Source organism: Leuconostoc sp. JNUCC 76, assembly GCF_053667755.1.
In genome coordinates this window covers 1,950,754-1,974,338 of record NZ_CM132206.1, presented here as the reverse complement: position 1 = coordinate 1,974,338, position 23,585 = coordinate 1,950,754, and the positions used below count along the sequence as shown (strand labels likewise).

The 23,585-nt window shown below is 38.1% G+C and carries 25 protein-coding genes and 3 tRNA genes; 24 read left to right on the top strand and 4 right to left on the bottom strand.

The features are described from left to right. Positions 1–10 precede the first annotated feature (10 nt). The 13 genes from atpH (at position 11) to JNUCC76_RS09905 (ending at position 12,670) form a co-directional block, all read left to right on the top strand. A complete protein-coding gene (gene atpH / locus JNUCC76_RS09965) occupies positions 11–553 on the top strand; it encodes an ATP synthase F1 subunit delta (RefSeq protein ID WP_454154484.1) in 543 nt (180 codons plus the stop codon). A 12-nt stretch (positions 554–565) separates the two neighbouring features. Then, positions 566–2,083, top strand: a complete 1,518-nt coding sequence (atpA, locus tag JNUCC76_RS09960) for a F0F1 ATP synthase subunit alpha (RefSeq protein ID WP_272205220.1) — start codon at positions 566–568, stop codon at positions 2,081–2,083. 14 nt (positions 2,084–2,097) lie between these two features. Further along, the gene (locus JNUCC76_RS09955; RefSeq protein ID WP_211636809.1) at positions 2,098–3,006 is read left to right on the top strand and encodes a F0F1 ATP synthase subunit gamma; all 909 of its coding nucleotides are present in this window, start codon (positions 2,098–2,100) and stop codon (positions 3,004–3,006) included. Positions 3,007–3,161: 155 nt separating this feature from the next. Next, complete coding sequence (gene atpD, locus JNUCC76_RS09950) at positions 3,162–4,562, top strand: F0F1 ATP synthase subunit beta (RefSeq protein ID WP_454154481.1); 1,401 nt, start codon at positions 3,162–3,164, stop codon at positions 4,560–4,562. A 14-nt stretch (positions 4,563–4,576) separates the two neighbouring features. Next, complete coding sequence (locus JNUCC76_RS09945; protein ID WP_454154479.1) at positions 4,577–5,020, top strand: F0F1 ATP synthase subunit epsilon; 444 nt, start codon at positions 4,577–4,579, stop codon at positions 5,018–5,020. A 335-nt stretch (positions 5,021–5,355) separates the two neighbouring features. Next, positions 5,356–6,399, top strand: a complete 1,044-nt coding sequence (locus tag JNUCC76_RS09940) for a phosphate/phosphite/phosphonate ABC transporter substrate-binding protein (protein WP_282834889.1) — start codon at positions 5,356–5,358, stop codon at positions 6,397–6,399. A gap of 93 nt (positions 6,400–6,492) precedes the next feature. Next, the gene (phnC, locus tag JNUCC76_RS09935; RefSeq protein WP_454154477.1) at positions 6,493–7,239 is read left to right on the top strand and encodes a phosphonate ABC transporter ATP-binding protein; all 747 of its coding nucleotides are present in this window, start codon (positions 6,493–6,495) and stop codon (positions 7,237–7,239) included. Beyond that, positions 7,239–8,060 carry a phosphonate ABC transporter, permease protein PhnE gene (gene phnE / locus JNUCC76_RS09930; protein WP_454154475.1) on the top strand — a complete coding sequence of 274 codons (822 nt, stop codon included), beginning with the start codon at positions 7,239–7,241 and terminating at the stop codon, positions 8,058–8,060. The genes phnC and phnE (JNUCC76_RS09930) overlap by 1 nt, the downstream gene beginning before the upstream one ends. Before the next feature lie 10 nt (positions 8,061–8,070). Beyond that, positions 8,071–8,880, top strand: a complete 810-nt coding sequence (gene phnE, locus JNUCC76_RS09925; RefSeq protein ID WP_454154474.1) for a phosphonate ABC transporter, permease protein PhnE — start codon at positions 8,071–8,073, stop codon at positions 8,878–8,880. Between the two features lie 36 nt (positions 8,881–8,916). Next, entirely contained in the window at positions 8,917–10,422 is a 1,506-nt protein-coding gene (locus tag JNUCC76_RS09920; protein WP_454154472.1) for a bifunctional metallophosphatase/5'-nucleotidase, read from the top strand. A 203-nt stretch (positions 10,423–10,625) separates the two neighbouring features. Beyond that, the gene (locus JNUCC76_RS09915; RefSeq protein ID WP_454156565.1) at positions 10,626–11,240 is read left to right on the top strand and encodes a LysM peptidoglycan-binding domain-containing protein; all 615 of its coding nucleotides are present in this window, start codon (positions 10,626–10,628) and stop codon (positions 11,238–11,240) included. 58 nt (positions 11,241–11,298) lie between these two features. Continuing rightward, positions 11,299–12,543, top strand: coding sequence for an NADH-dependent flavin oxidoreductase (locus tag JNUCC76_RS09910; protein ID WP_454154470.1), 1,245 nt, complete (start codon positions 11,299–11,301; stop codon positions 12,541–12,543). 55 nt (positions 12,544–12,598) lie between these two features. Beyond that, a tRNA-Glu gene (locus JNUCC76_RS09905) sits at positions 12,599–12,670 on the top strand. A 72-nt stretch (positions 12,671–12,742) separates the two neighbouring features. On the opposite strand, the gene proC is transcribed toward JNUCC76_RS09905, so the two are convergent. The 3 genes from proC to JNUCC76_RS09890 all read right to left on the bottom strand — a co-directional run bounded on the left by proC (position 12,743) and on the right by JNUCC76_RS09890 (position 15,190). Continuing rightward, positions 12,743–13,510 (bottom strand): pyrroline-5-carboxylate reductase, encoded by a 768-nt coding sequence (proC, locus tag JNUCC76_RS09900; protein ID WP_454154468.1) that lies wholly within the window; start codon positions 13,508–13,510, stop codon positions 12,743–12,745. A gap of 56 nt (positions 13,511–13,566) precedes the next feature. Next, positions 13,567–14,964, bottom strand: a complete 1,398-nt coding sequence (locus JNUCC76_RS09895) for an MDR family MFS transporter (protein WP_454154466.1) — start codon at positions 14,962–14,964, stop codon at positions 13,567–13,569. 82 nt (positions 14,965–15,046) lie between these two features. Then, entirely contained in the window at positions 15,047–15,190 is a 144-nt protein-coding gene (locus JNUCC76_RS09890) for a hypothetical protein (RefSeq protein WP_002815612.1), read from the bottom strand. Positions 15,191–15,277: 87 nt separating this feature from the next. On the opposite strand from JNUCC76_RS09890, the gene mutY reads away from it, so the two are divergent. The 4 genes from mutY (at position 15,278) to JNUCC76_RS09870 (ending at position 17,717) form a co-directional block, all read left to right on the top strand. Beyond that, a complete protein-coding gene (gene mutY / locus JNUCC76_RS09885; protein WP_454154464.1) occupies positions 15,278–16,306 on the top strand; it encodes an A/G-specific adenine glycosylase in 1,029 nt (342 codons plus the stop codon). Beyond that, entirely contained in the window at positions 16,290–17,399 is a 1,110-nt protein-coding gene (locus tag JNUCC76_RS09880) for an AI-2E family transporter (RefSeq protein WP_454154462.1), read from the top strand. The genes mutY and JNUCC76_RS09880 overlap by 17 nt, the downstream gene beginning before the upstream one ends. 89 nt (positions 17,400–17,488) lie before the next feature. Continuing rightward, a tRNA-Leu gene (locus JNUCC76_RS09875) sits at positions 17,489–17,570 on the top strand. Positions 17,571–17,644: 74 nt separating this feature from the next. After that, positions 17,645–17,717, top strand: a tRNA-Thr gene (locus tag JNUCC76_RS09870). A gap of 30 nt (positions 17,718–17,747) precedes the next feature. On the opposite strand, the gene hflX is transcribed toward JNUCC76_RS09870, so the two are convergent. Next, entirely contained in the window at positions 17,748–19,049 is a 1,302-nt protein-coding gene (gene hflX / locus JNUCC76_RS09865) for a GTPase HflX (RefSeq protein WP_454154460.1), read from the bottom strand. A gap of 293 nt (positions 19,050–19,342) precedes the next feature. On the opposite strand from hflX, the gene trpS reads away from it, so the two are divergent. The 7 genes from trpS (at position 19,343) to JNUCC76_RS09830 (ending at position 23,432) form a co-directional block, all read left to right on the top strand. Further along, positions 19,343–20,362 (top strand): tryptophan--tRNA ligase, encoded by a 1,020-nt coding sequence (gene trpS, locus JNUCC76_RS09860; RefSeq protein WP_454154458.1) that lies wholly within the window; start codon positions 19,343–19,345, stop codon positions 20,360–20,362. A 94-nt stretch (positions 20,363–20,456) separates the two neighbouring features. Continuing rightward, a complete protein-coding gene (locus JNUCC76_RS09855; RefSeq protein ID WP_454154456.1) occupies positions 20,457–21,788 on the top strand; it encodes an APC family permease in 1,332 nt (443 codons plus the stop codon). A gap of 338 nt (positions 21,789–22,126) precedes the next feature. Further along, positions 22,127–22,306: a hypothetical protein gene (locus JNUCC76_RS09850; protein WP_454154454.1), complete on the top strand. Its 180-nt coding sequence runs from the start codon at positions 22,127–22,129 to the stop codon at positions 22,304–22,306. Then, positions 22,233–22,523, top strand: a complete 291-nt coding sequence (locus JNUCC76_RS09845) for a hypothetical protein (protein ID WP_454154453.1) — start codon at positions 22,233–22,235, stop codon at positions 22,521–22,523. The genes JNUCC76_RS09850 and JNUCC76_RS09845 overlap by 74 nt, the downstream gene beginning before the upstream one ends. A gap of 71 nt (positions 22,524–22,594) precedes the next feature. Next, positions 22,595–22,804, top strand: a complete 210-nt coding sequence (locus tag JNUCC76_RS09840) for a hypothetical protein (RefSeq protein ID WP_454156563.1) — start codon at positions 22,595–22,597, stop codon at positions 22,802–22,804. A 6-nt stretch (positions 22,805–22,810) separates the two neighbouring features. Further along, positions 22,811–23,104: a hypothetical protein gene (locus JNUCC76_RS09835; protein ID WP_454154451.1), complete on the top strand. Its 294-nt coding sequence runs from the start codon at positions 22,811–22,813 to the stop codon at positions 23,102–23,104. Positions 23,105–23,288: 184 nt separating this feature from the next. After that, positions 23,289–23,432, top strand: a complete 144-nt coding sequence (locus JNUCC76_RS09830; RefSeq protein ID WP_454154450.1) for a hypothetical protein — start codon at positions 23,289–23,291, stop codon at positions 23,430–23,432. Positions 23,433–23,585 lie beyond the last annotated feature (153 nt).

Below are 23,585 nucleotides of genomic sequence, written 5' to 3'. Positions count from 1 at the left end.
GAGTATTGGGATGGCAAAAAATATTAAAGATATTGCTGACCAATACGCCAAAGCAATTTTTGAACTTGCTGGCGAACAGGATAACGTTAACGAAGTTTTAGAGGATTTACGGACAATTCAAACAGTACTTAATGAAAACAAAAATTTTGTTACTGTTGTATCATCATCAGATGTTGCAGTTTCGTCGCGTGATGATTTGTTAAAAACGTTAACAAATGACAGCACGGATTCTGTTAAGAATCTTGTCAAGTTGTTACAAGTCAATAATCGTTTAGATGTTTTGTTACTAGTGATTGATGAATTCATCAATCACTATAACGAAGCTAATGGTATTGTGGATGTAAAAGCAACTACGGCTGTTTCACTCGATGATGGACGTTTAAATAAATTGGCTTCTGTTTTCGCATCAAAGACAGGTGCAAAACAAGTTAATATTGAGAACGTTGTTGATGAAAGAATCCTTGGTGGTGTTATCTTGCAATCACAATCAACTTTGATTGATGGTAGCTTGCAAACAAAAATTGCCAAAATGAAGGCACAATTATTAGGTTAGTGAGGAAGAATAATGGCTATTCAAGCTGAAGAAATTTCTGCTTTAATTAAGCAACAGCTCGAAAAGTTCGACACAACGCTAACTGTAGAAGAAGTGGGAACTGTTACCTATGTCGGTGATGGTGTGGCCCGTGCAACTGGCTTGGCTAACGCCTTGGCTGGTGAACTTGTCGAATTTGCTAATGGCACATACGGCATGGCCCAAAACCTCGAATCGAGCGAAGTCGGAATCATCATTCTTGGTGGTTTTGATGACATTCGCGAAGGTGACACAGTAAAGCGTACTGGCCGCATTATGGAAGTGCCAGTTGGCGAACAATTAATTGGACGCGTTGTTAACGCCTTGGGTCAACCAATCGATGGATTGGGTGAAATCAAGACAGATAAAACACGCCCTGTAGAAGTAAAAGCACCTGGTGTTATGGAACGTAAATCAGTTTTCGAACCATTGCAAACAGGTATTAAAGCAATTGATGCCCTCGTTCCAATCGGACGTGGACAACGTGAATTAATTATCGGTGACCGTAAGACTGGTAAAACATCTTTGGCCATTGATACAATTTTGAATCAAAAAGATCAAAACATGATTGTTATCTATGTTGCCATTGGGCAAAAGAATTCAACTGTGCGTGCACAAGTTGAAACCTTGCGTCAAATGGGCGCTATGGATTATACAATCGTTGTTAATGCTGGCCCTTCAGAACCAGCACCAATGTTGTACTTAGCTCCTTATGTTGGTGCAGCCATGGGTGAAGAATTCATGTACAATGGCAAGCATGTTTTGATTGTATATGATGATTTGTCAAAGCAAGCTACGGCATATCGTGAGCTGTCATTGATTCTTCGTCGTCCGCCAGGACGTGAAGCTTATCCTGGTGACGTCTTCTACTTGCACTCACGTTTATTGGAACGTGCGGCTAAGTTGAGTGATGAACTTGGTGGTGGTTCGATGACTGCATTACCGTTCATTGAAACACAAGCAGGTGATGTTTCTGCTTATATTCCTACCAACGTAATTTCCATTACTGATGGTCAGGTGTTCTTAGATGCCGATCAATTCTATGCTGGTGTTCGTCCTGCTATCGATGCTGGAACATCTGTTTCACGTGTTGGTGGAGATGCACAGATTAAAGCTATGAAGAAAGTTGCTGGTACGTTACGTTTGGACTTAGCATCTTTCCGTGAGTTGGAAAGTTTCGCGCAATTTGGCTCAGACTTGGATTCGGCAACACAAGCAAAGCTTGCTCGTGGTCGTCGTACAGTTGAAATTCTAAAGCAACCATTGCATAAGCCAATGCCAGTTCAACATCAAGTTGTTGTATTGTACGCATTGACGCATGGTTACCTAGATGACGTAGCTGTTTCAGACATTGAACGTTTCCAAGATGAATTGATTGCTTACGTTGACGCAAATGCTTCTAATTTATTCAAGACAATTGTTGAAACAAAGAACTTACCTGAAGAGGCTGATTTGAATGCAGCAATCGAAGCCTTTAAGGCTGGATTTGCTGGATCTGAATCAGCGGAATAAAAGGAGGCGTTGTGATGGCTTCTTTGCAAGATATTCAGCGTCGTATTTCATCCACTAAAAAAACACGTCAAATTACGAGTGCCATGCAAATGGTCTCCACGGCAAAGTTAAGCCAAATTCAGAAGTACAGTGCAGGGTATGGTGATTATGCGGCACGTTTAGAGGCTGTTGTTGAACATTTAGTTTCAGCACATCTCTTTGATAACGCAGATGCTGATCATATTCCATTGATTGCACAACGACCAATCAAAAAAACAGGTATTTTGGTGGTAACATCAGATCGTGGCTTGGTTGGTTCGTACAATGCAAATGTCATCAAACAAACAAACGTATTGATGGAAAAGCTAAATTTGGATACAACTAACACAACAATTTTGGCTGTTGGTGGTAATGGTGCAGATTTTTATAAGAAGCGTGGTTTTGAGGTTATCTTAGAACACCGTGGTGTTTCAGATGTTCCAACATTTAATGAAATTCGTTCAGTAGTTAAAACGGTAACGAGCCTTTATGAAAATGAAGTGTTTGATGCGCTTCATGTTGTTTATAATCATTTCGTGAACCGTTTGACTAGTGAGTATAGAGATGTACAGTTGTTACCGTTGACTGGTGACACATTGAATGCAATGGGTGGAACAGAAGAACAAAAAGCTGAATTAGACGTTCAAGCTACTTATGAAATTGAACCAGATACAACAGCAGTATTAAATGTTATTTTGCCACAATTTGCGCAGAGTTTAGTGTATGAAGCAGTGCTTGATGCAAAAACAGCGGAACACGCGGCTTCATCTACAGCGATGAAGGGTGCAACTGATAATGCGAAAGATCTTATTGGTCGTTTGGAATTACAGTTTAACCGTGCACGTCAAGCAGCAATTACGACTGAAATTACTGAAATTACTGGTGGTATGGCAGCTTTGGAATAAGTTGACTATGCTATTCAATTATTAAAAATACGCACAATTATTTGTGTAGGAATGTATTTGGTATAGCATGATGAAATAACAATCGATGGTTGTTCTAACATTGATGTGTTCAGGTCATGCATTGCCTCATACTTAAAAACTGAAAGGAAACGACAATGAGTACTGGAAAAGTCGTACAAGTGATTGGTCCGGTCGTCGATATTGCATTTGAAGCAGGGCAAGAAGTTCCTGATATCAACAACGCCCTTGTAATTGATAAGGGTGATGGGCAATCATTGACAGTTGAAGTATCTTTGGCTTTGGGTGACGGCGTTGTCCGCACGATTGCCATGGACTCAACAGACGGGCTCCAACGAGGCATGGGAGTAGTTGACACTGGTAATCCTATTGAGGTACCAGTTGGTGAAGCTACACTTGGTCGTGTCTTCAACGTATTGGGTGAACCTGTAGATAATAACGGTGCAATTGATTCTGATGTTCGTCGTAGTTCAATTCATCGTGAAGCACCTAAATATGATGAGTTAACAAGCTCAACAGAAATATTGGAAACAGGTATTAAAGTTATTGATTTGCTTGCTCCATACGTTCGTGGTGGAAAAATTGGTTTGTTTGGTGGTGCTGGTGTTGGTAAAACAGTTCTTATTCAAGAATTGATTCACAATATTGCACAAGGCCACAATGGTATTTCAGTCTTTACCGGTGTCGGAGAACGTACCCGTGAAGGTAATGATATGTACCACGAAATGGAAGAATCAGGCGTTTTGAAGCAAACAGCTATGGTTTATGGTCAAATGAACGAACCACCAGGTGCACGTATGCGTGTTGCTTTGACAGGTTTGACAATGGCTGAAAACTTCCGTGATAATGAAGGTAAGGATGTGTTGTTGTTTATCGATAACATTTTCCGTTTCACTCAGGCTGGTTCAGAAGTGTCAGCTTTGTTGGGACGTATTCCATCAGCCGTTGGTTATCAGCCAACATTGGCAACAGAAATGGGACAATTGCAGGAACGAATTACTTCAACAAAGAAGGGTTCTGTTACTTCAATTCAAGCCGTTTATGTGCCTGCCGATGATTATACTGATCCAGCTCCTGCCACAACATTCGCGCATTTGGATGCAACAACTAACTTGGAACGTGCATTGACACAGCAAGGTATTTATCCAGCTGTTGATCCTCTAGCTTCAACCTCGTCTGCTTTGGATCCACAAATCGTTGGTCAAGAGCATTATGAAGTTGCAACTGAAGTACAACGTACTTTGCAACGTTATCGTGAATTGCAAGATATTATTTCGATTTTGGGTATGGATGAATTGTCAGACGAAGAGAAAACGACTGTTAATCGTGCACGTCGTATTCAATTCTTCTTGTCACAACCATTCTCAGTTGCCGAAACCTTCACTGGTATCAATGGTGAATATGTCCCAGTTGCTGAGACTGTACGTTCATTCAAGGAAATTTTGGATGGTAAGTATGATGACTTACCAGAAGATGCATTCCGTAACGTTGGTGCTATTGAGCAGGTTGTTGAAAAAGCCAAGACAATGGCCCAATAAGGGGGTATTGACATATGGCAGACGAAACAACTGCAACACATGGAATTACTGTTCAAATTGTGACACCCGCTGGTGAAGTTTATAATGAAGGCGGTATTGATATTGCTGTTGTAAACACACAGGGTGGTCAAGTTGGTATCATGGCTAAGCACGTACCTATGTTGGCAGCATTGACAATTGATGAATTAGTCGTTAAGCGCGGTAATGATCAAGAGTCTTTGGCCGTTAACGGTGGCATTGCCGAATTCTCAAATGATACATTAACAGTTGTGGCCGATAGTGCTGAAACTTCAGACGTGATTGATGTATCTCGTGCTGAAAGTGCCAAAGAGCGTGCGGAAGCACGTTTAGCACATGCGCAAGATGATAACAACGATGCTGAATTACGTCGGGCACGAATCGCTTTGATGCGTGCTGTGAACCGTATTCACGTTGCTGCTTTGAAATCAGGCCGTTAAATTTAAATTTTAAACCCTCGAAACAATTGTTTCGAGGGTTTTTATGATGGCATTATTCATTAGGGAAAACGTTTACAAAAGAAACGTTCGTTTTTTTTGTAAAAAACATAACGAATGTTCAGAACGTACCGTACTTTAATTTTAAAAATGAGGAAATACTTAATAATTATTTCGTTATGTTGATGTTTTTTTTGATAAAGTAGTATTTAGACAAACATTGAATTTTTCTTGACAAAAGTTTGACGAAAAATTGACAATGCTTGTGTAGAATATACTGGTAACGCAATAGTTACTAAAACGAGAGAGACCCATTAAGGTCACAGGAGAACTGAATCATGAAACAGACCGCTAAACAGATCATCCGTTTAAGTATGGTTTTTGCTGTTGCATTGATTGCTTTTGCAACATTGGGCGTGCAGAGCGCAAGTGCAGCAACTAAGACAATCAAGGAATTGAAAATTTATTTTGTTCCTTCAAAGCAACCTGACCAAATTGTAACGGCAACTAAGCCATTGAAAGGCTTGTTGAAAGCACAATTAAAAAAGCAAGGTTACAATGTTAAGAATGTTGATATTAAAGTAGGTACAAGTTATGAAGCTGCTGGAGAAGCGCTAACATCTGGAACTGCTGATGTTGGTTTCATTCCGGGTGGTACTTATGTGATGTATGAAGACGGTGTTCAAGTTTTGTTGACAGCAACGCGTGCTGGTTTAAATAAAGACTTCACTTCTGCTGCAAAGTGGAACGATGGTAAGGCAACTGAACCTACCCAAAAACAAGCAGCGACATACCGTTCACTGTTTATCGCTGGTCCTTCTGCTAAAGGACAAGAATTGGCTAAGAAAATCAACTCAGGCAAGAAGTTGACATGGGAAGATTTGAATTCTGCTAAGTGGGGATTGTCATCAACCACTTCGTCAGCTGGGTATATTTATCCATCATTGTGGTTGAACAAAAACTACAAGAAGACGGTAACTGATTTGTCGAATACAGTACAAGTTGATTCATACGGTTCAGGTATGGCACGTTTAGCTTCTGGACAAATTGATATTTTGCCAGTTTATGCAGATGCGCGTCGTGATTTTGCGGATGCATGGACCAAAGATTACAAGCAATCAAAGTCAATTTGGGATGAAACAAATGTTATTGGTGTTTCACAACCAATTTACAACGATACAATTTCAGTTTCAAAGAAGTCAAAGATTATGACTAAGGATTTTAAGTCAGCTTTGTCAAAGTCATTTATTAAATTGGCTAAGACAAAAGAAGGTAAAAAAGTGATTGCAATCTATTCACACGAAGGTTATGTTAAAGCAAAGTCATCTAACTATGACGGTGAACGTGCAGCACAAAAAGTGTTGAAAGAGTCAACTAAGTAAATCAACGACATTAATAAGCGGCTCCTGAGCTGCTTTTTATTGCGTTTGGTGTCTTAAATGGCGCCAATACATATTATAGTTTAGGAAGAAAAAATGATTAAATTTGAGCATGTTTCAAAAACCTATCCCAACGGTGTGAAGGGCTTGCAAGATATCAATTTAGAAATTGAAGATGGTGAATTTGTGGGCATTATCGGCATGTCTGGCGCTGGAAAGTCTACATTTATTCGAACCATTAATCGATTGAATAATATCACAGAGGGTAAATTGACGGTTGATGGCGTTGAAATTTCTAACTTAAAAGGCAAAGCATTACGCCGTTTTCGTCGAAAGGTTGGTATGATTTTTCAGTCATATAACTTGGTGCCTCGTATCACGGTTATTCGTAACGTCATGAGTTCATTGGTGCCTGATATGTCGTTATGGCGGGTCATTTTAGGACTATTTTCAAAGGATGATAAAATGCGTGCGCTAAAGGCCTTAGATCGTGTTTCGATGTTAGATAAGGCTTTTGTTAGAACTGATCAATTGTCTGGAGGACAACAGCAGCGCGTATCGTTGGCGAGAACCTTGGCACAAAATCCATCAGTGCTTTTGGCTGATGAACCAGTGGCGGCACTTGATCCTGTAACAGCACATGAAGTAATGGATGATTTTAAGCGCATTAATGATGACCTTGGTCAAACAGTTTTGATCAACATTCACCATGTGGACCTGGCACTTGACTATGCCAAACGCATTATTGGTATTCGTGCTGGTCGTGTGGTATACGACGGACCAGTTTCTGGTGTGACACAAGAAATTTTAGATAATATCTATTCAAAAGATGAGGCTGAATAATGTGGTGGTATGATAAATTATTTAAAGCTAAAAAGTACACGTTAGCCAACGGTAAAACAGTCAGCCAGAAGTTTACGAGAACTCCACTCATTTTGCTGATATTGTTAATTATTTTAATTATTTCAGTTGTTGTGACTGGTTTTAGTTTGCCAACCTTATTTGCTAATTTTCAGCAGTTTTGGGTCGTTTTTGGCGATTTATTTCCACCAAAGTGGTCTTATTTTCCATCAGTTTGGCAACCTTTAATTGATACGATTAAAATGTCACTCTTTGGATCTTTCTTTGGGGCAGTGGTGGCCTTGCCATTGGCAATATTGGCTGCTAACAATGTTACTAATAATCGTTTAGTTAATCTAATTGTGCGGTTTGTATTGACGGTGTTACGGACATTACCAACATTAGTTGCTGCCTTAATTGCGACTTATATTTTTGGATTGGGCACATTTGCTGGTACGGTTGCTATCTTTATGTTTAGTTTATCATTCGTTGGTAAACAACTGTTTGAGTATATTGAAACAGTGGATATGGGTGCGTATGAAGCCTTGATTGCCACAGGTGCAAATGCACCACGAGCTTTTGTTACCGCTATTATGCCACAAATTTTGCCGACTTATTTGTCGACATCGTTATTTGCTTTTGAAGGTAATGTTCGTTATGCTGCCATTTTAGGTTATGTAGGTGCTGGTGGTATTGGTATGATTTTGAACCAAAAAATTGGTTGGCGTGAATTTCAAAGTGTCGGTATGATCTTGGTATCGTTATTTGTTGCGGTGGTGCTGATTGAAACATTGAGTCAACAACTACGAAAATTCTTGAGTTGAGGAGAACAACATGAATAAAAAATTAGAAGCTGTTCTGCTGACACAACCTAAACGTGCGAAATACTATATCACCGCTGCTATCATTGTATTGATTGCCTTGGTTTGGTCATCATCTGCTTTAAATCAAATGACTTTAACCGATAAAGGTTGGCGAATCGGTTGGAATATCCTAGAAGGAATTGTGACACCAGACAAAGACCTATTATTTGGTGGTGGTGATAGTGGTGTTGCTTATTTGATTTTGCAAACAATCGCAATTGCTTTTCTTGGTACACTAGTTGGTGCAATTATTGCGGTGCCATTGTCATTTATTTCCGCCACAAATATAGTGCCGAAACCAGTTGTCGTGGTAACGCGATTTGTGATTATGGCGATTCGTACAGTACCATCATTGGTATATGGTTTGATGTTTATTCGAGTCACTGGACCAGGACCATTTGCCGGTGTGATGACACTGGCAGTTGTCTCTATCGGTATGATTTCAAAACTATTTATTGAGACAATTGAAGATTTGGATTCGGGCATATTGGAATCTTTAGATGCAGCAGGTAGTACATTTTTCCAAAAAATCCGTTATGGTGTTTTACCACAACTTAGTTCCGATTTTATCTCAATTCTTGCGTACCGATTTGACATGAATCTGCGTGAAGCCACTATTTTGGGATTAGTTGGCGCTGGTGGTATTGGTGCGCCAATGATTTTTGCGATGAGTGGGTATGAATGGCACAAAGTTGGTGCCATTCTAATTGGTCTGTTTATACTAATTTTTGTCATTGAGTACTTATCAGATAAATTACGTCAGCACTTACTACATGGTTAGAAGATGGTCGGCCTTGTTTTTGAAAGAAGGAATTTAATGAAGCATTTCAAGTTATATTACACTTCGGATGTTCACGGGTACTTATGGCCAACTGACTACATCCAAAGCGAATCACAACCACAAGGGCTCATAAATGTAGCTGCTAACTATCAAAAAGATAGCAATACCCTAGTGATTGATGGCGGTGACATGTATCAAGGATCTCCACTATTACAATATCTCAAGAAGCATGAAGACATTGATGCAGTGTCAGATATGATGAACATGGCTGGATATGACTATGTTACGCTTGGTAATCATGATTTCAATGCAGGTTATGACGAACTGAAGAAGCATTTGGTAAATTTAAATGCGACGGTTTTAGCCGAAAATGTTACAGATGAGAACGGGCAAACACTATATCCAGCAGAAATTAAGACATTAGCTGATGGCACAAAAGTTGGTTTAATTGGTTTGGTGACTGATTATATTAATATTTGGGAGAAACCTGAACATCTCGCGGGAATTAAAATTGAATCACCTTTGATCAAAGCCGCTCAAACTATTGCACGCCTGCGTCAATCAGCCGATGTTGTGATTGGTATTTATCATGGCGGTTATGAGCGTGACTTGGATTCAGGTAAGGTAATTAGTACGACCTCTGAAAATATTGCTTGGCAACTCACCGCAGAACTAGATTTGGATATCTTATTGACTGCGCATCAGCATGGGCAAGTACCAGCCCAGTTAATTAATGACACATTAACGCTACAATTACCAAATCAAGCTAAGTTTTTTGCGCAAATTGATGGCGAGTTAAGAGACGGAAAATGGTTATTCACCGCATCGACAAATTCTGCCGGTAAGATTAGCCAGCCTGACATGTTTAAGGCCTTACAACCACTTAATGATAAAGTTGAAGCATGGTTGGATCAGCCGATTGCGAATTTGACATCATCTGTTGCAGTTGAAGAACCGTTAATTTTGGCGCAATATGGTAATGAGGTTTTGCGCTGGGTAGCGGCGGTACAAATGGCTGCGACTGGTGCGCAAATCACATTGCAGGGCTTAAATAATAATCCGTCGAGTTTACCAAAAAAGTTGACACTCAGATCGATTCTGCAAAATTACCCATTTGATAATACGTTAGTCACAAAACGTATTTCTGGTGCTGATTTACGCGTTGGATTGGAGCATACAGCAAATTATTTTGTTATTGAAGATCAGAAGTTAGCTGTTAATTCTGATTGGTTGAAACCAAAAGTGGAACATTATAATTATGACTTGGCCTTTGGCATTGATTATGAAATTGATGTCCGTAAGCCAGTCGGACACCGTATTACAAAATTACAGTATCAAGGGGAAGATATTCAAGATACTGATTACTTTAGCGTTGCGATGAATAATTATCGCGCTGTCGGTGGCGGTGATTACCAAAGTTATGCGAATTCAGAGACAATTTATACTGGGGATAAGTCAATTCAAGATATGTTAGTTGCATATTTTGAGGATCATGATCAATTACCAAAGACCCCACAATTAATGTTGAAAGTGCTATATTAATTATTTATTGTAAATCTTAAGATTGTTATAAGACAATGTAGATGTTGAGTGTATACTAAATAATAGTATGTAATATTTTTGATATGTTACAGACGTTTGCCTATTATATTCAACGACTAAACTAATACTCGTAAGTTAATTACATGGATACGTCAATTCTGGTTTATCCATTCAGAACAGATAATTTAGGAGTACAATCACATATGTTTAATATTAAGAAGACTTTGACAATCGCTGCCGGTGTTGCTGGTGCCTTAGCGTTTGGAGGAGTTCATGCTAGCGCCGATACAGCAACATCAGATTACGTTGTACAATCAGGTGACACATTAAATAAAATCTCAGCAAAATACAATGTTTCAGTTGATACAATTGCCACTCAAAATAACATTTCAAATGTTAACTGGATCGTAGTCGGACAACATTTGAATTTTGCAACAAGCAACGCAACAACACAAGCAGCGTCAACAACTACAGCAGCTGCTACGACAACACAAGCAGCAGCATCAACAACTACAGCGACTGCTACTACAGAAACAACAACACAAGCAGCATCAACAACTACAACTGCATCAACATCATCATCAACAAATTCAGATGCATTGAATGCTTTGATTGCTCGCGAATCAAGTGGTAATGTTAATGCTACAAATGGTCAATATTATGGATTGGGTCAATTATCAGCACAAGCACGTGCTATTTACGGTGGTAACTCAACCGATTATAATGATCAATTAAATGCTATGAAGGCATATATTGCAGCACGTTATGGTACTGCTGAAAATGCTTTGGCACATTCAAATGCTACTGGTTGGTATTAAAATTTAGTTTTATAAATAAAAAACGCCCTTGTGGCGTTTTTTTCGTTATAATTAACTTATGCAGATAAATTATGATTTTTTAGATCCATATACATTTAAAAACAAGAAGATGACTGTTCGAAATCATGTTGTTATGGCACCGACAACTTTGAGAAGTTCATTGGAAGATGGCAGTGTTTCGGATAACGAAATAAAATATTATCAAATGCGTTCATCTGGACCAGGAATGATTATTGTTGAAGCAGCATACGTTAATGAACTCGGGAAAGGCTGGGAAGGTGGTCTTTCAGCTGCTGATGACGATAAGATTGTGGGACTGTCAAGGTTAGCTAGTGCAATTCATTCTGGTGGTGCTAAGGCTATTTTGCAGTTATTTGCAGCTGGTCGTCAATCAAACCAAACAATTTTGCGTGGTGAGCAAATTGTTTCAGCTTCTGCTCAGCCTTACCCTCACGGTAGCCATGAAACGCCTCGTGAGCTTAAACATGAGGAAATTTCGCAAATAATCGAGGATTTTGCAGCGGCAACAAAACGGGCCATCTTAGCTGGATTCGATGGTGTTGAGTTGCATGGTGCCAATTTGTATTTGTTACAGCAGTTTTTTTCACCAGAAAGTAATCGACGCCAAGATATTTGGGGTGGGACTTTAGAAAAAAGAATGCGTTTTGGGTTAGCGGTCACCGCAAAGGTCGCTGATACGATTGATAAGTATGCAGAGCGTCCATTTTTACTGGGCTATAGGCAGTCTCCAGAGGAATCAACTACCCCAGGAATTACATTGGCAGACTCATTGGCTTTTGTAGAAAGGTTGGTTTCCCTGCCGATAGATTATTTACATCTATCACTAAAGGATGCCTTTCAAAAGCCTTTTCGTGACGCAAAAGCTATCAAACAAGTAACGACTTATTATACGGAAGTTTTACCAGATAATGTGCCACTAATGGTGGCAGGACTCATTAAGCAACCTATGCAAGTCGAGTCATTACTCGATGAAGGGGTGACCTTTGCAGCCATGGGTAGAGCGCTGATTGCTGACCCAAATTGGGTTCAGAAAGTAAAATTAAATGATGAAAAGTCTATTAGGTACGCCGTTTCTCCAGCCGATTTTGATTTATTAGGAGTGCCCCAACCATTAAAAAAGTGGTTGTTAACTCGTTTTAAAAATGGGTTCCCAGTAACAACTGACATAGAATTCGATCCAAAGACACCTTGGAAATACTATAAAAGTACGCCAACTCAGCCCAGACAACAGATTGATCCAACAAAATTGATGACTTTGAAGAAAAGGGTTGACGGTAATTAGTATTCTTGATATACTAATATAGTTGTTTGATCGAAACAAATGACATATTGATCACGGCTCGTTGGTCAAGTGGTTAAGACGCCGCCCTTTCACGGCAGAATCGAGAGTTCGATTCTCTCACGAGCTATCAAAAGTCACAACTTCGGTTGTGGCTTTTTTTGTGCATAAAAAATGCAAATAAAAAGCGTTCTAAGAACGCTTAAGTATGTTTATGATTAACAGTAGCATCGATGGCTGAGTTCACAATAGCATCAAAATTATTTTGTTCAAAATCATCCAATCCAGCACGAGTGGATCCACCGGGTGAAGCAACGTTGTTCATTAATGTTACTGCATCGCTATTTGATTTTTGTAGGGTTTCAGTTGTACCGGCCACAGTTGAAGCAGCAATGGTGGCTGCACTCTCGCTATCTAATCCGTTGTTGATGCCAGCCTGAGTTAATGAATCGATAAATTTGAGGACAAATGCAGGACCTGAACCCGCGATTGCTGAAAAAATAGCAAAATATTGTTCATCAAGGACACTAGTAGTACCTAACAAGTGCCAATAATTTTGCACTACTTCAATTTGACTCTCACTTAAACGTTTTGAAAATGCTAAAGCGGTACTACCTTTACCGATTGCTGAGTTAATATTGGGTAATGAACGAACATTAAAAGCTGTTGGGAACACCTCATCAAGATCTGCAACCGTCACTTGCGCAAGTACTGAAATAACAATTTTACCGTCTAGGGTTAAAGAAGTACCCAGCGTACGTAGCTGGCTAGGCAAGAAAGCGATAGTGATAATATCACACTCTTTTGTGATTGTGTCTGAGTCAGCTGCTTGGATATGCAAATTTTCTGCCAATTTAGCCGCACTGTGTGGAGAAGAAACATAAATATTTTTACTAGCAATACCTGCGTGAATTAAGCCTTTAATCATCGCAGTAGCCATGTTACCAGCACCAATGAAACCATAATTCATAGTTGAGACCCCTTTGTATTTTATAGTTACATTATAGCAAACAATAGCTGTTTATTTTATGTGGTTCGTGTTTTAAGTTTTAGTAGGCTAGTTAAACTTGCTGCAACCAACATTAAGAATGCTGCAGTTAAAAAAGTTACTTGTACACCATGTAAATCAACTATTTCGGCACTGAGGTGTGTGTGTTTATGGCCATAGTTAAGTGCACTTTTTGTCATAATTGTTACCAAAGTGGCTGTACCAAATGATGCTGCAAGTTGTCTAATTGTAGTAAACATGGCAGATCCATCAGGAATAAGTATTAAAGGTAATGCATTGAAGGCCTCTGTTTGAATTGGCATTAGGACCAAGACTAGTCCAAGTTGACGGACAAACTGTCCAAGAACAGCGAGCCAAAGTGAAGTCGTTAATGTCAAAGAAGCTAAAATAAAAGTACCAAATGCTGTAATCATAATACCAACTAATGTTAAGTATTTAGCACCGTAGCGATCATATAAACGACCACTCCATGGTGATAAAAATGCGGTTACTAAGGCACCAGGAAACAACACTAGACCTGATTGAAAAGCTGTGGTACCACGCACATTTTGCATATAGAGGGGTAACATCAGGGCACCGCCATACATAGCAATCATCAAAACAACATTGATTAAAACAGCAACGTTAAATTGTCGATATTTAAATACGGACATATTCAACAATGGTGTTTTGGTTGTGTATTGGTGCCAAATGAATAAACTTGTAACAATAATACCTATCAATACAAATCCCCATACAGTAAACTCATTCCAAGGGGTTGCACCTGCGTTAGAAAATCCGTAAAGTAATGATCCGAGACCAATACTTGACAAAACAACGCCGATAAAATCGAATTTTAATCTCTTTTGTTGCCCAATATTTTGCAGTAAGAAATAAGCCAAGATGAAGTTCGCAATAATTAATGGTGCTACAAGATAAAATAGGAAGCGCCAACTTAAATTAGTAACGACTAAGCCCGACAAGCTAGGACCTAAAGCAGGGGCGAAGTTAAGCGCCAAACCGATTGTTCCCATTGCAGACCCGCGTTTATCGGGCGAAAACAAGTTCATGACAACGACGTTCATTAAAGGGCCGAATACACCGGCACCCATCGCTTGAATCATACGCCCAATAATGAGAATATCAAATGTTGGTGCAAATCCAGCAGTTACTGTTCCTACGGCAAACAGTCCAGCGGCGGTTAAGTATAGTGTACGTGTTGTTAGGCGTTGAATCAAAAAAGCTGTTAATGGAACCATTACGCCATTGACTAACATGTAGCCATTTGTCATCCATTGACCCAAGTCTGTGGAAATATGAAATTCATGCATGATATCTGGCAAGGCAACATTCATTAATGTTTGATTTAAAAAGCCCAAAAAGGTACCGATAACTAATATGATTAAGATTGTTCTTTGCTTTTGTGTTATATTCAACAGTATCCACTTTCCGTTTTTTTCGTCATAAAAATGCAAACAAAAAACCAGTATAAATACTGGTTTTAAGTAGTCAATAAAATTACTTTGTAGAAGGTAATTCTTCTGACTTACCTTTTGCCCATTGTTGCAATTTTGCAATAGCAGCTTGACGTTGTTTCTTAGCAGCGCTATGACTAACTTTGCGGGCACGTGCAAATGAGTTAAGTGGCTTCTTTAATACCATAATTGTGCTCCTTTTTATTCAATGATTTCATACAAATAATAATTATACGGCAAAATTCATATGAATACAAGTGTTACAATATATATTATGGAAACTTGGGATAAACAAACAATTAAAGAATTTCGTAAAACATTGCTCAATTGGTATGATAGAGAAGGGCGAGTGCACTTGCCATGGCGTGTCAATCATGATCCCTATCGTGTTTTAGTTTCAGAAATTATGCTGCAACAGACACGCGTAGATACAGTTATTCCGTATTTTGATCGCTTCATGACATCCTTACCAACAGTTGGTGATTTAGCGACCGCACCAGAAGATGTGGTGCTTAAATTATGGGAGGGTTTAGGCTACTACTCAAGGGCGCGAAACTTACAAAAAGCGGCACAATTTGTTGTCAATGAATTGCATGGACAATGGCCAGAGAGCAGTGATGATCTGCAAAGTTTGCCAGGAGTGGGCCCATATACAGCTGCAGCTATTGCGTCAATAAGTTTCAATGAGGTAGTCCCGGCTGTTGATGGCAACCAATATCGTGTTTTTAGTCGATTACTTAAAATTGACGCTGACATTGCTGATGCAAAATCACGTAAGATATTTTATGATATTATTGCGCCAATTGTTGATCCGGAAAGACCGGGGGACTTTAACCAAGCAATTATGGACTTGGGATCAAGTTATATGACAACTAAAAATCCCGATAGCTTATATTCACCGGTACGTGAATTTAATGCGGCTTTTCGAGATGGTGTGGAGGATCAATACCCTGTTAAAACCAAGAAACAACGGCCAGTAAAACAGTTGTTTATGGCTTCTGTTTTTGAAAAAGATGGTAAATTATTATTTGAAAAACGACCGGATAGCGGTTTGTTGGCTGGATTTTGGACATTCCCACTAACACAAATTGAAAGTATGGAATCAATTACGGGTCAACAGTTAAATATTAAGCCAGTGACACATATTTTTACACATCGTCGATGGGAAATTTGGTTAGTGAAGCAAGAAACAGCTATGTTGAATGATAATCAACAATATTTTAGTTCTGATGAATGGTCGGCATTAAGCTTGCCAAAGGTACAACATAAATTATTGGAGAAATTATATGATACCGAATTCTAAATACAAAAATATATTTTTTTGGACCATTGAATTATTAGCGCTATCGCTCTTAATTTTGATTGTTTCCCGATTTGATTTTCTTATGAAACCAATTTCAGTATTTATTTCCACGGTTTTTGTACCATTAATTGTAGCCGGATTCTTGTACTATGTTTTGAAACCTGTTTTGACACTTTTAAAAAAAATTACAGTTAAAGGGCATAAAATGCCGCATCAACTGGCTGTTATAATTACTTTTGTGTTGTTCCTAGCCGTGATAGCTGGTTCCTTGATTTTATTGATACCAACTCTAGTGGCGGAAATTACTAATTTAATTACTGCATTGCCTGATTTTGCACAAAATGTACAGCTCTTTGTAACAGATTTACTGCAAAGTAAGTGGTTATCAAATTTAAATTTGTCAATTGATGTAGATGAAGTAAAGGGTGCTGTTGGCAAGTACTCGGCTTCTTTTTTAACTATTACGGCAGGTACATTAGGCAGTGCTGTCTCGATGATTACATCTGTCACGATTAATGTCGTGACTATTCCAGTTGTCTTATTTTATATGCTAAGCGATGGTGATCGCTTGTTGCCGGCAATCCAGAAGCTTTTTCCAGCTCGTTTTGCCGATAATGTCAAAGAATTGACACTTAAAATGGATAAAACCATTGAAAGATATATATCAGGTCAAGCTATTGAAATGCTGTTTGTCGGGGTGACCATGGCTGTGGGTTATTTAATTATTGGTGAACCATATGCATGGTTACTGGGTGTGATTGCAGGTATTACCAACATAGTGCCATATATTGGCCCTTGGATTGGGGTTATACCAGCGTTGATTGTTGCAAGTACACAATCATGGAAACAAATGTTGTTAGTAATGATTGTGATGATGGTTGTTCAGCAATTGGATGGAAACTTTATTTATCCAAATGTTATTGGAAAGTCATTACAAATTCACCCATTAACAATTATGATTCTTTTGATGGTAGCTGGTAATCTTTGGGGTATTTTCGGCATGATATTGATTGTGCCAATGTATGCGGTTGCTCGAACTGTTGTTAAATTTGCCATTGAAATGCGTCAATTGACTAAGGAATCGTTAGAATAGCATTTTTTTAATATTTTTTGATTTAAGTTGTATTACCCTCTTGACTGATTTAGATTTTTCCAGTAGAATTAAAGGGTTGTGTGATACATGCGGGTGTGGCGGAATTGGCAGACGCGCTGGATTTAGGTTCCAGTGGAGTAATCCGTGCAGGTTCGATTCCTGTCACCCGTATAATATGGTCGCCGCCATATTATATATTGAGGTATCTGGTATTATTCACTTGTAGTACCTGAGTACTTTAATTTGCCGACCTAGCTCAGTTGATAGAGCACCTCACTAGTAATGAGGGGGTCGCCGGTTTGAGCCCGGCGGTCGGCATAATTATTTTCAATCAAAAAGCATGAATTCCTATGAATTCATGCTTTTTGATTTCGTGATATATTGTTGAAATAAGTTTCGCTCGACTTCAGATAACTCAATGGTTAGCCAACTACCAGTTTCGTCATATTGTTCTTCTATAAATTTATGTTTTGCAGCTAATTGGGCAACAATATTTCCTTTATCAAATGGTATATGCAAAGTTACGACTTCGCTATCGTTAAAAATATGTTTAACAATGAGATCGATCAATGCATCTTGAGAATTGGTATCTAATGCTGACAAAGTAATTACGTTATCGCCAGAGATGTCTGGATAGTGCAACTCAGTGCGATCAGCTTTATTATATACCGTAATAACGGGTTTACCAGTAACACCAATCTCAGTTAATGTTTTTTCAGTTGTTTCCATCATAGCTTTATAATGTTCGTCTGAAACATCCACCACGTGCAGTATTAAATCTGCATTTGCCGCTTCTTGTAACGTTGATTTGAAAGCAGCAACTAAGTTATGAGGCAGCTTTGACACGAAACCAACCGTATCACTTAATAAAAACTGTCTTTTATCAGGAAGAGTTAGTTGTCTAACTGTGGTATTTAGCGTAGCAAATAGCATATCTTTTTCAAACACTTGCTTACTATCATCATTGTCTGCACCAACACCAAAACGCATCAACAAACGATTCATCAAGGTAGACTTTCCAGCGTTTGTGTAGCCAACCAGTGCTACGTTGGGTAAGTTGTTAGCATGTCGTTGCATTGAACGCGTATTTTCACTTTTGTCTAAATCAGCCAGTTCTTGACGAACATGAACCATTTGAGACGTAATACGTTGGCGAGATTGTTCCAGCTTTGTTTCACCAGAACCACGTGAGGTGAAACCAGCGCCACCTGTACCTGTTTGTTGATCTAATGAAATCGACATGCTTGTACGTAAGCGTGGTAATTGGTATTGTAAACGCGCTAACTGGACTTGGAGTTTTGCAACTTTAGTCTGGGCTCGTTGTGCGAAAATTTCGAGAATTAAACCAGTACGATCAACAACAGTAGCATCGGTTGTTTTTTCTAGGTTACGAATTTGAGAAGGTGTCAATTCATCATTGACAACAATCATATCAACATCATAAGTTTTTACAGCTTCACCTAACTCTTCGACCTTGCCTTTACCAAAGTAAGTACTAGGATTTGGCCGTTCTAGATTTTGAGTAAAAGTTTCAACGGGTTCAAGATTATTTGCTTTTGCTAGATTCGCTAGTTCTTCTAATTCGTAGTCTAGGTTTCCCTGATTAGTTGTTAAGCCAACTAAAAATACTTTACGAGGGTTTTCTTGCATAAAAAATGCCTCCAATCAACTTGCGAGACTGGTGGCAGTTTACGTGTTTAGTACGAAAAAGGCAGACCAATCTCAAGAAAAGCGCATAAAAACAATCTATTGCTTTTATTCACCACATCTTAAAAATTGTTCAACAAGTTCTCGTACCTCTTTCTTCTTAATAGTGATAGTGTATAAGTTTTATAGGAAAATGTCAATAATAACGTACTTTGTTTTGTGATAATTTCTTCAACGCTGTTCCTGGATTTAACGTATAATAGAATAAGTTAACTAATTAATAGAAGGTTTTGAACATGTCAAAAGAAATTTATTTAACTGGTGATCGTCCCACTGGTAAACTACATATTGGTCATTATATTGGATCGTTAAAAAACCGTGTGAGCATGCAAAATTCTGGCGATTACTTGCCATTTGTTATGATTGCTGACACACAGGCATTTACAGATAATGCTCGTAATCCGGAAAAAATACGTCAATCATTAACTGAGGTAGCCTTGGACTATTTGGCGGTTGGCATTGACCCATCTAAGACAACTATTTTTGTACAATCACAAATCAAAGGATTATTCGAACTGACAGAATACTTTATGAACTTGGTTAGTGTTGCTCGGTTGCAAAGAAATCCAACAGTTAAGTCAGAAATTAAACAAAAAGGCTTCGATGAGGGAATCCCTGCAGGATTTTTGACATATCCAGTATCACAAGCGGCTGATATCGCTATTTTCCGAGCAACAAAGGTGCCGGTAGGGGATGATCAAGAACCTATGCTTGAGCAGACACGTGAGTTAGTACGCTCGTTCAATAATGCCTATGAGTCTGATGTCCTAGTTGAACCAGTTGGTGTTTTCCCACCCAAGGGACAAGGGCGTTTACCAGGTTTAGATGGTAATGCAAAAATGTCCAAGTCATTAAATAACGGTATTTTCTTGAGTGATGATGCGGATACATTGGTGAAAAAGGTTAAGTCAATGTATACAGATCCCTTACATATCAATATTACTGATCCTGGTCATGTTGAAGGTAATGTGGTGTTTACCTACTTAGATATTTTTGATCCGGATAAAAAACGTGTTCAAGAACTAAAAGACCAGTATACTGCCGGTGGCTTAGGTGATATGAAAATAAAAAAGCATTTGATAGATGTCATGGAAGCTGAAATGGCACCTATTCGTCAAAGACGAGAAGAATTTGCTAAGGATATTCCAGCAGTTTTGGATATGCTACAAGAGGGATCAAATAAAGCTAATGCAGTAGCTGAAGAAACGATGAAAGATGTTCGTCATGTAATGGGACTGGATTATTTTGGTAAATAAAAGCTCGGACTTTCCGAACTTTTTTATTTGAATTAGTGAAGAGAGATGAACGATAAATATATAGAATATTTAATTTATTTGTCTTGGAGATATAATGGGAAATAATGATCAAAAATTAAATCGTGGATTTGGATTAACCGCTTCATTGGCGTTAGTTGTTGGAACAATTATTGGTTCTGGTATTTTTTTCAAGCAAGGTAGTGTTTTAGAATCGGCAGGTAGTACAACTGCGGCAATGCTGGCATGGATTGCTGGAGGAATCCTAACTTTGGCTTCAGGAATTAGTGTGGCTGAAATTGGTTCTCAAATGGATAAAACTGGTGGAATTTACATCTATATCGAAAAAATTTACGGTAAAGTTTGGGGATTTTTAGCGGGATGGATGCAAGTAATATTTTATGGTCCAGCAATGATGGGATCAATTGCTGCGTATTTTGGAATACTGTTTGTTGATTTGTTTGGGTTATCTAAAAGCTTAGCAATTCCTTCGGCAATTCTTGCGCTATCATTTGTTGGTATTATCAATTCGATTCCTAATCGTTTTAGTGCAAGTTTTCAAATAATAACAACCACAGTGAAAATGTTGCCTATAGTTGCACTAATTATTTTTGGAATCTTTTTTGGACAGCATAATGCGCTTGGACAAACTGTTGCTTATATTTCACAAAGCGGTCAAGGTGGATTTGGTGTGGCTGTCTTAGCAACGTTGTTTGCATATGATGGTTGGGTTACATTAGCCAATATTAGTGGAGAAATTAAAAATCCGCAAAAAGTCTTGCCTAGAGCGATAATCTTTGGAATTTTGATTGTGATAGTGGCGTATGTTGGGGTAAGTTTTGGTGTCTACCAAAGCTTACCAGCTAATAACATTGTTAAGTTAGGTCAAAACACAACACTATACATGGCTACTAATGCCTTCGGGGTTATTGGTGGGAGATTATTAAGTGTAGCGGTTTTAATTTCATTACTTGGAACCCTCAATGGTAAAATAGTCTCTTTTCCTCGTGTTCTTTTTGCAATGGCTAATGACGGTTTATTTCCATTTGCTAAACAGTTTTCAAAAATTAATATGCGATCACGTACGCCTAATAAATCGATTTGGTTTATGATCTTGCTAGGAATTCTAATGATAATTTTTACTAATCCTGATAGGTTAAGTGATATTGCGATTTTTACAACATTTCTGTTTTATATATTAGTATTTGTTGGCGTTTTTAAGTTACGTAAAAGAGATCCTTTGGGTGAGCAACGTAACTTTTCAATGCCACTTTATCCTTGGCTACCAATTCTAGCAATTTTGGGATCAGTGTATGTCGAAATTTCGGAAATTATGCATGATCTTTCTGGCGTGCTCATTTCAATTGCAATTGTTGCTTTAGGATATCCGGTTTATCTAGTTCTTTCTCGCCGTATAAATAACAAATAAAACATTTGCAAACATTCATCTAGTAGTGTAATATTAAGTTCATTAAATAAGTTAAGAGTACATTATGATTAAGAAAACAATGAATATAAAGACATCGTATGTATATCTTCTCAGTACCTTTATTTTTAAATAAGGTGACTGAGTCTTTTCAGTTGCTAATATTGCGACTGGAGGTAGCTGTCTTGAACAGAACGTATTCACATGACCTATCCGGTTTCGGATAGGTTTTTTTGTTCAAACGGCGATTAAAAAAGGAGAAATCACAATTTATTGCGATGATAAAATAATGATGTTATTTCTTATCTTAAAAATAACATTGTGAATTGATGGTAAATAACATGGAATTAGACAAAGTTGGTCAATTAATACTATCGAAAGATTTGGAAACAGCATTAATGGACGTCAAAATGGGTATAGAAGTTGAAATACACAGAGTGTTTAAAAATGGTAAGTTATCTAATCACGGATTTCCAGAAGAACTTGGTGAGCAAGAGAAAAATAGACGAATCAAAAAATAATTTTTTTAATATGCAAAGTGAAATTATAACGCCTACTGCTGCAAATGCGGCTGAAGCAATTCGCGATTTAACCACACTGAATTATTCATTACGGTCGGCATTAAAAGAAGATGAAGTACTTTGGCCCCTTTCATTACCACCAATATTACCTGAGAATTTAAATACATTAGAAATATCACATGCCAGTCCCCAAAAAGAAAAATACTGTCATGAGTAGTTATCTAAGCACGATATTCGACTTGCACTACCAACACAGGTGTACATGTTAATTTAAGCTTTGACAGTGCGCTGATTAATTCACTCTATGCTTATGTTAGAAATGATTATACAGATAAATCAGCGATACGTAATGCTTTATTTGAAAAGGTAACACATGGCTTTATTAAGTATAGTTGGTTGTTGACTTACTTGTTTGATGCTACGCCTATTTCTGAACAAAATTTTTATGTCGGCAGTGTTCCAGATTATCCTGTACGCTCACTAAGGGGATCACGATAATATGGCTTGTTTAGTAATTTTCGAGGAAATTATTCGAGTATCCATGACTATGAGAAGGCTATTTTAGTAGCTATTGTTTCAGAAGAAATTCAGTCTGAGTCAGAATTCCACGGACTCATTCGATTAAAGGCATTAAAAGGTCTAAAAGATATGGCACAAAACGGTGTTGATTATATGGAATTACGTATGTTGGATTTAGACTCAACTTCATCAATAGGTATTCGTAGTTCTACGGTTCGCTTTATTCGATTATTAGTAATGTATTTTGTGATGAATGAAGATGACTGGGTACCAAAATGAAGCCACCAATATGATGAATAACCTTCAAAATTTTGTCAAATCGATTGGCCTCTCTGTAAATATGCAACAAACACTAAACGAACTAAACCAACGTGTTATTAATTCTTCGATAACTTTATCAGCGCAATTGTGCAATGAAATTGAAGACAATTCATTAATAAAATATGCGATTTCATGAGCAGAAATGTATCAAAACGGAGCACTACAAGATCAAAGAAGAGTATATAAAAAGTCTCTTGATGGGCAAGATGTGACAGATGATGAATTACAAGAAATATTATTTGATCAGGATTGGCAACATATTGAATATCCTAAAAATATAAGCTGAACACTATATTTATTAGATTTTGGAAAAAGTATTGAAAATATAAAGAAAATAATGTAATATTAATTTCATCAAATATGTCGGGAGAACAACATGATGATTAAAATAAACATTCAAAAAAAGGCTGTACAATCACAACTACTTCTCAACGCCCTC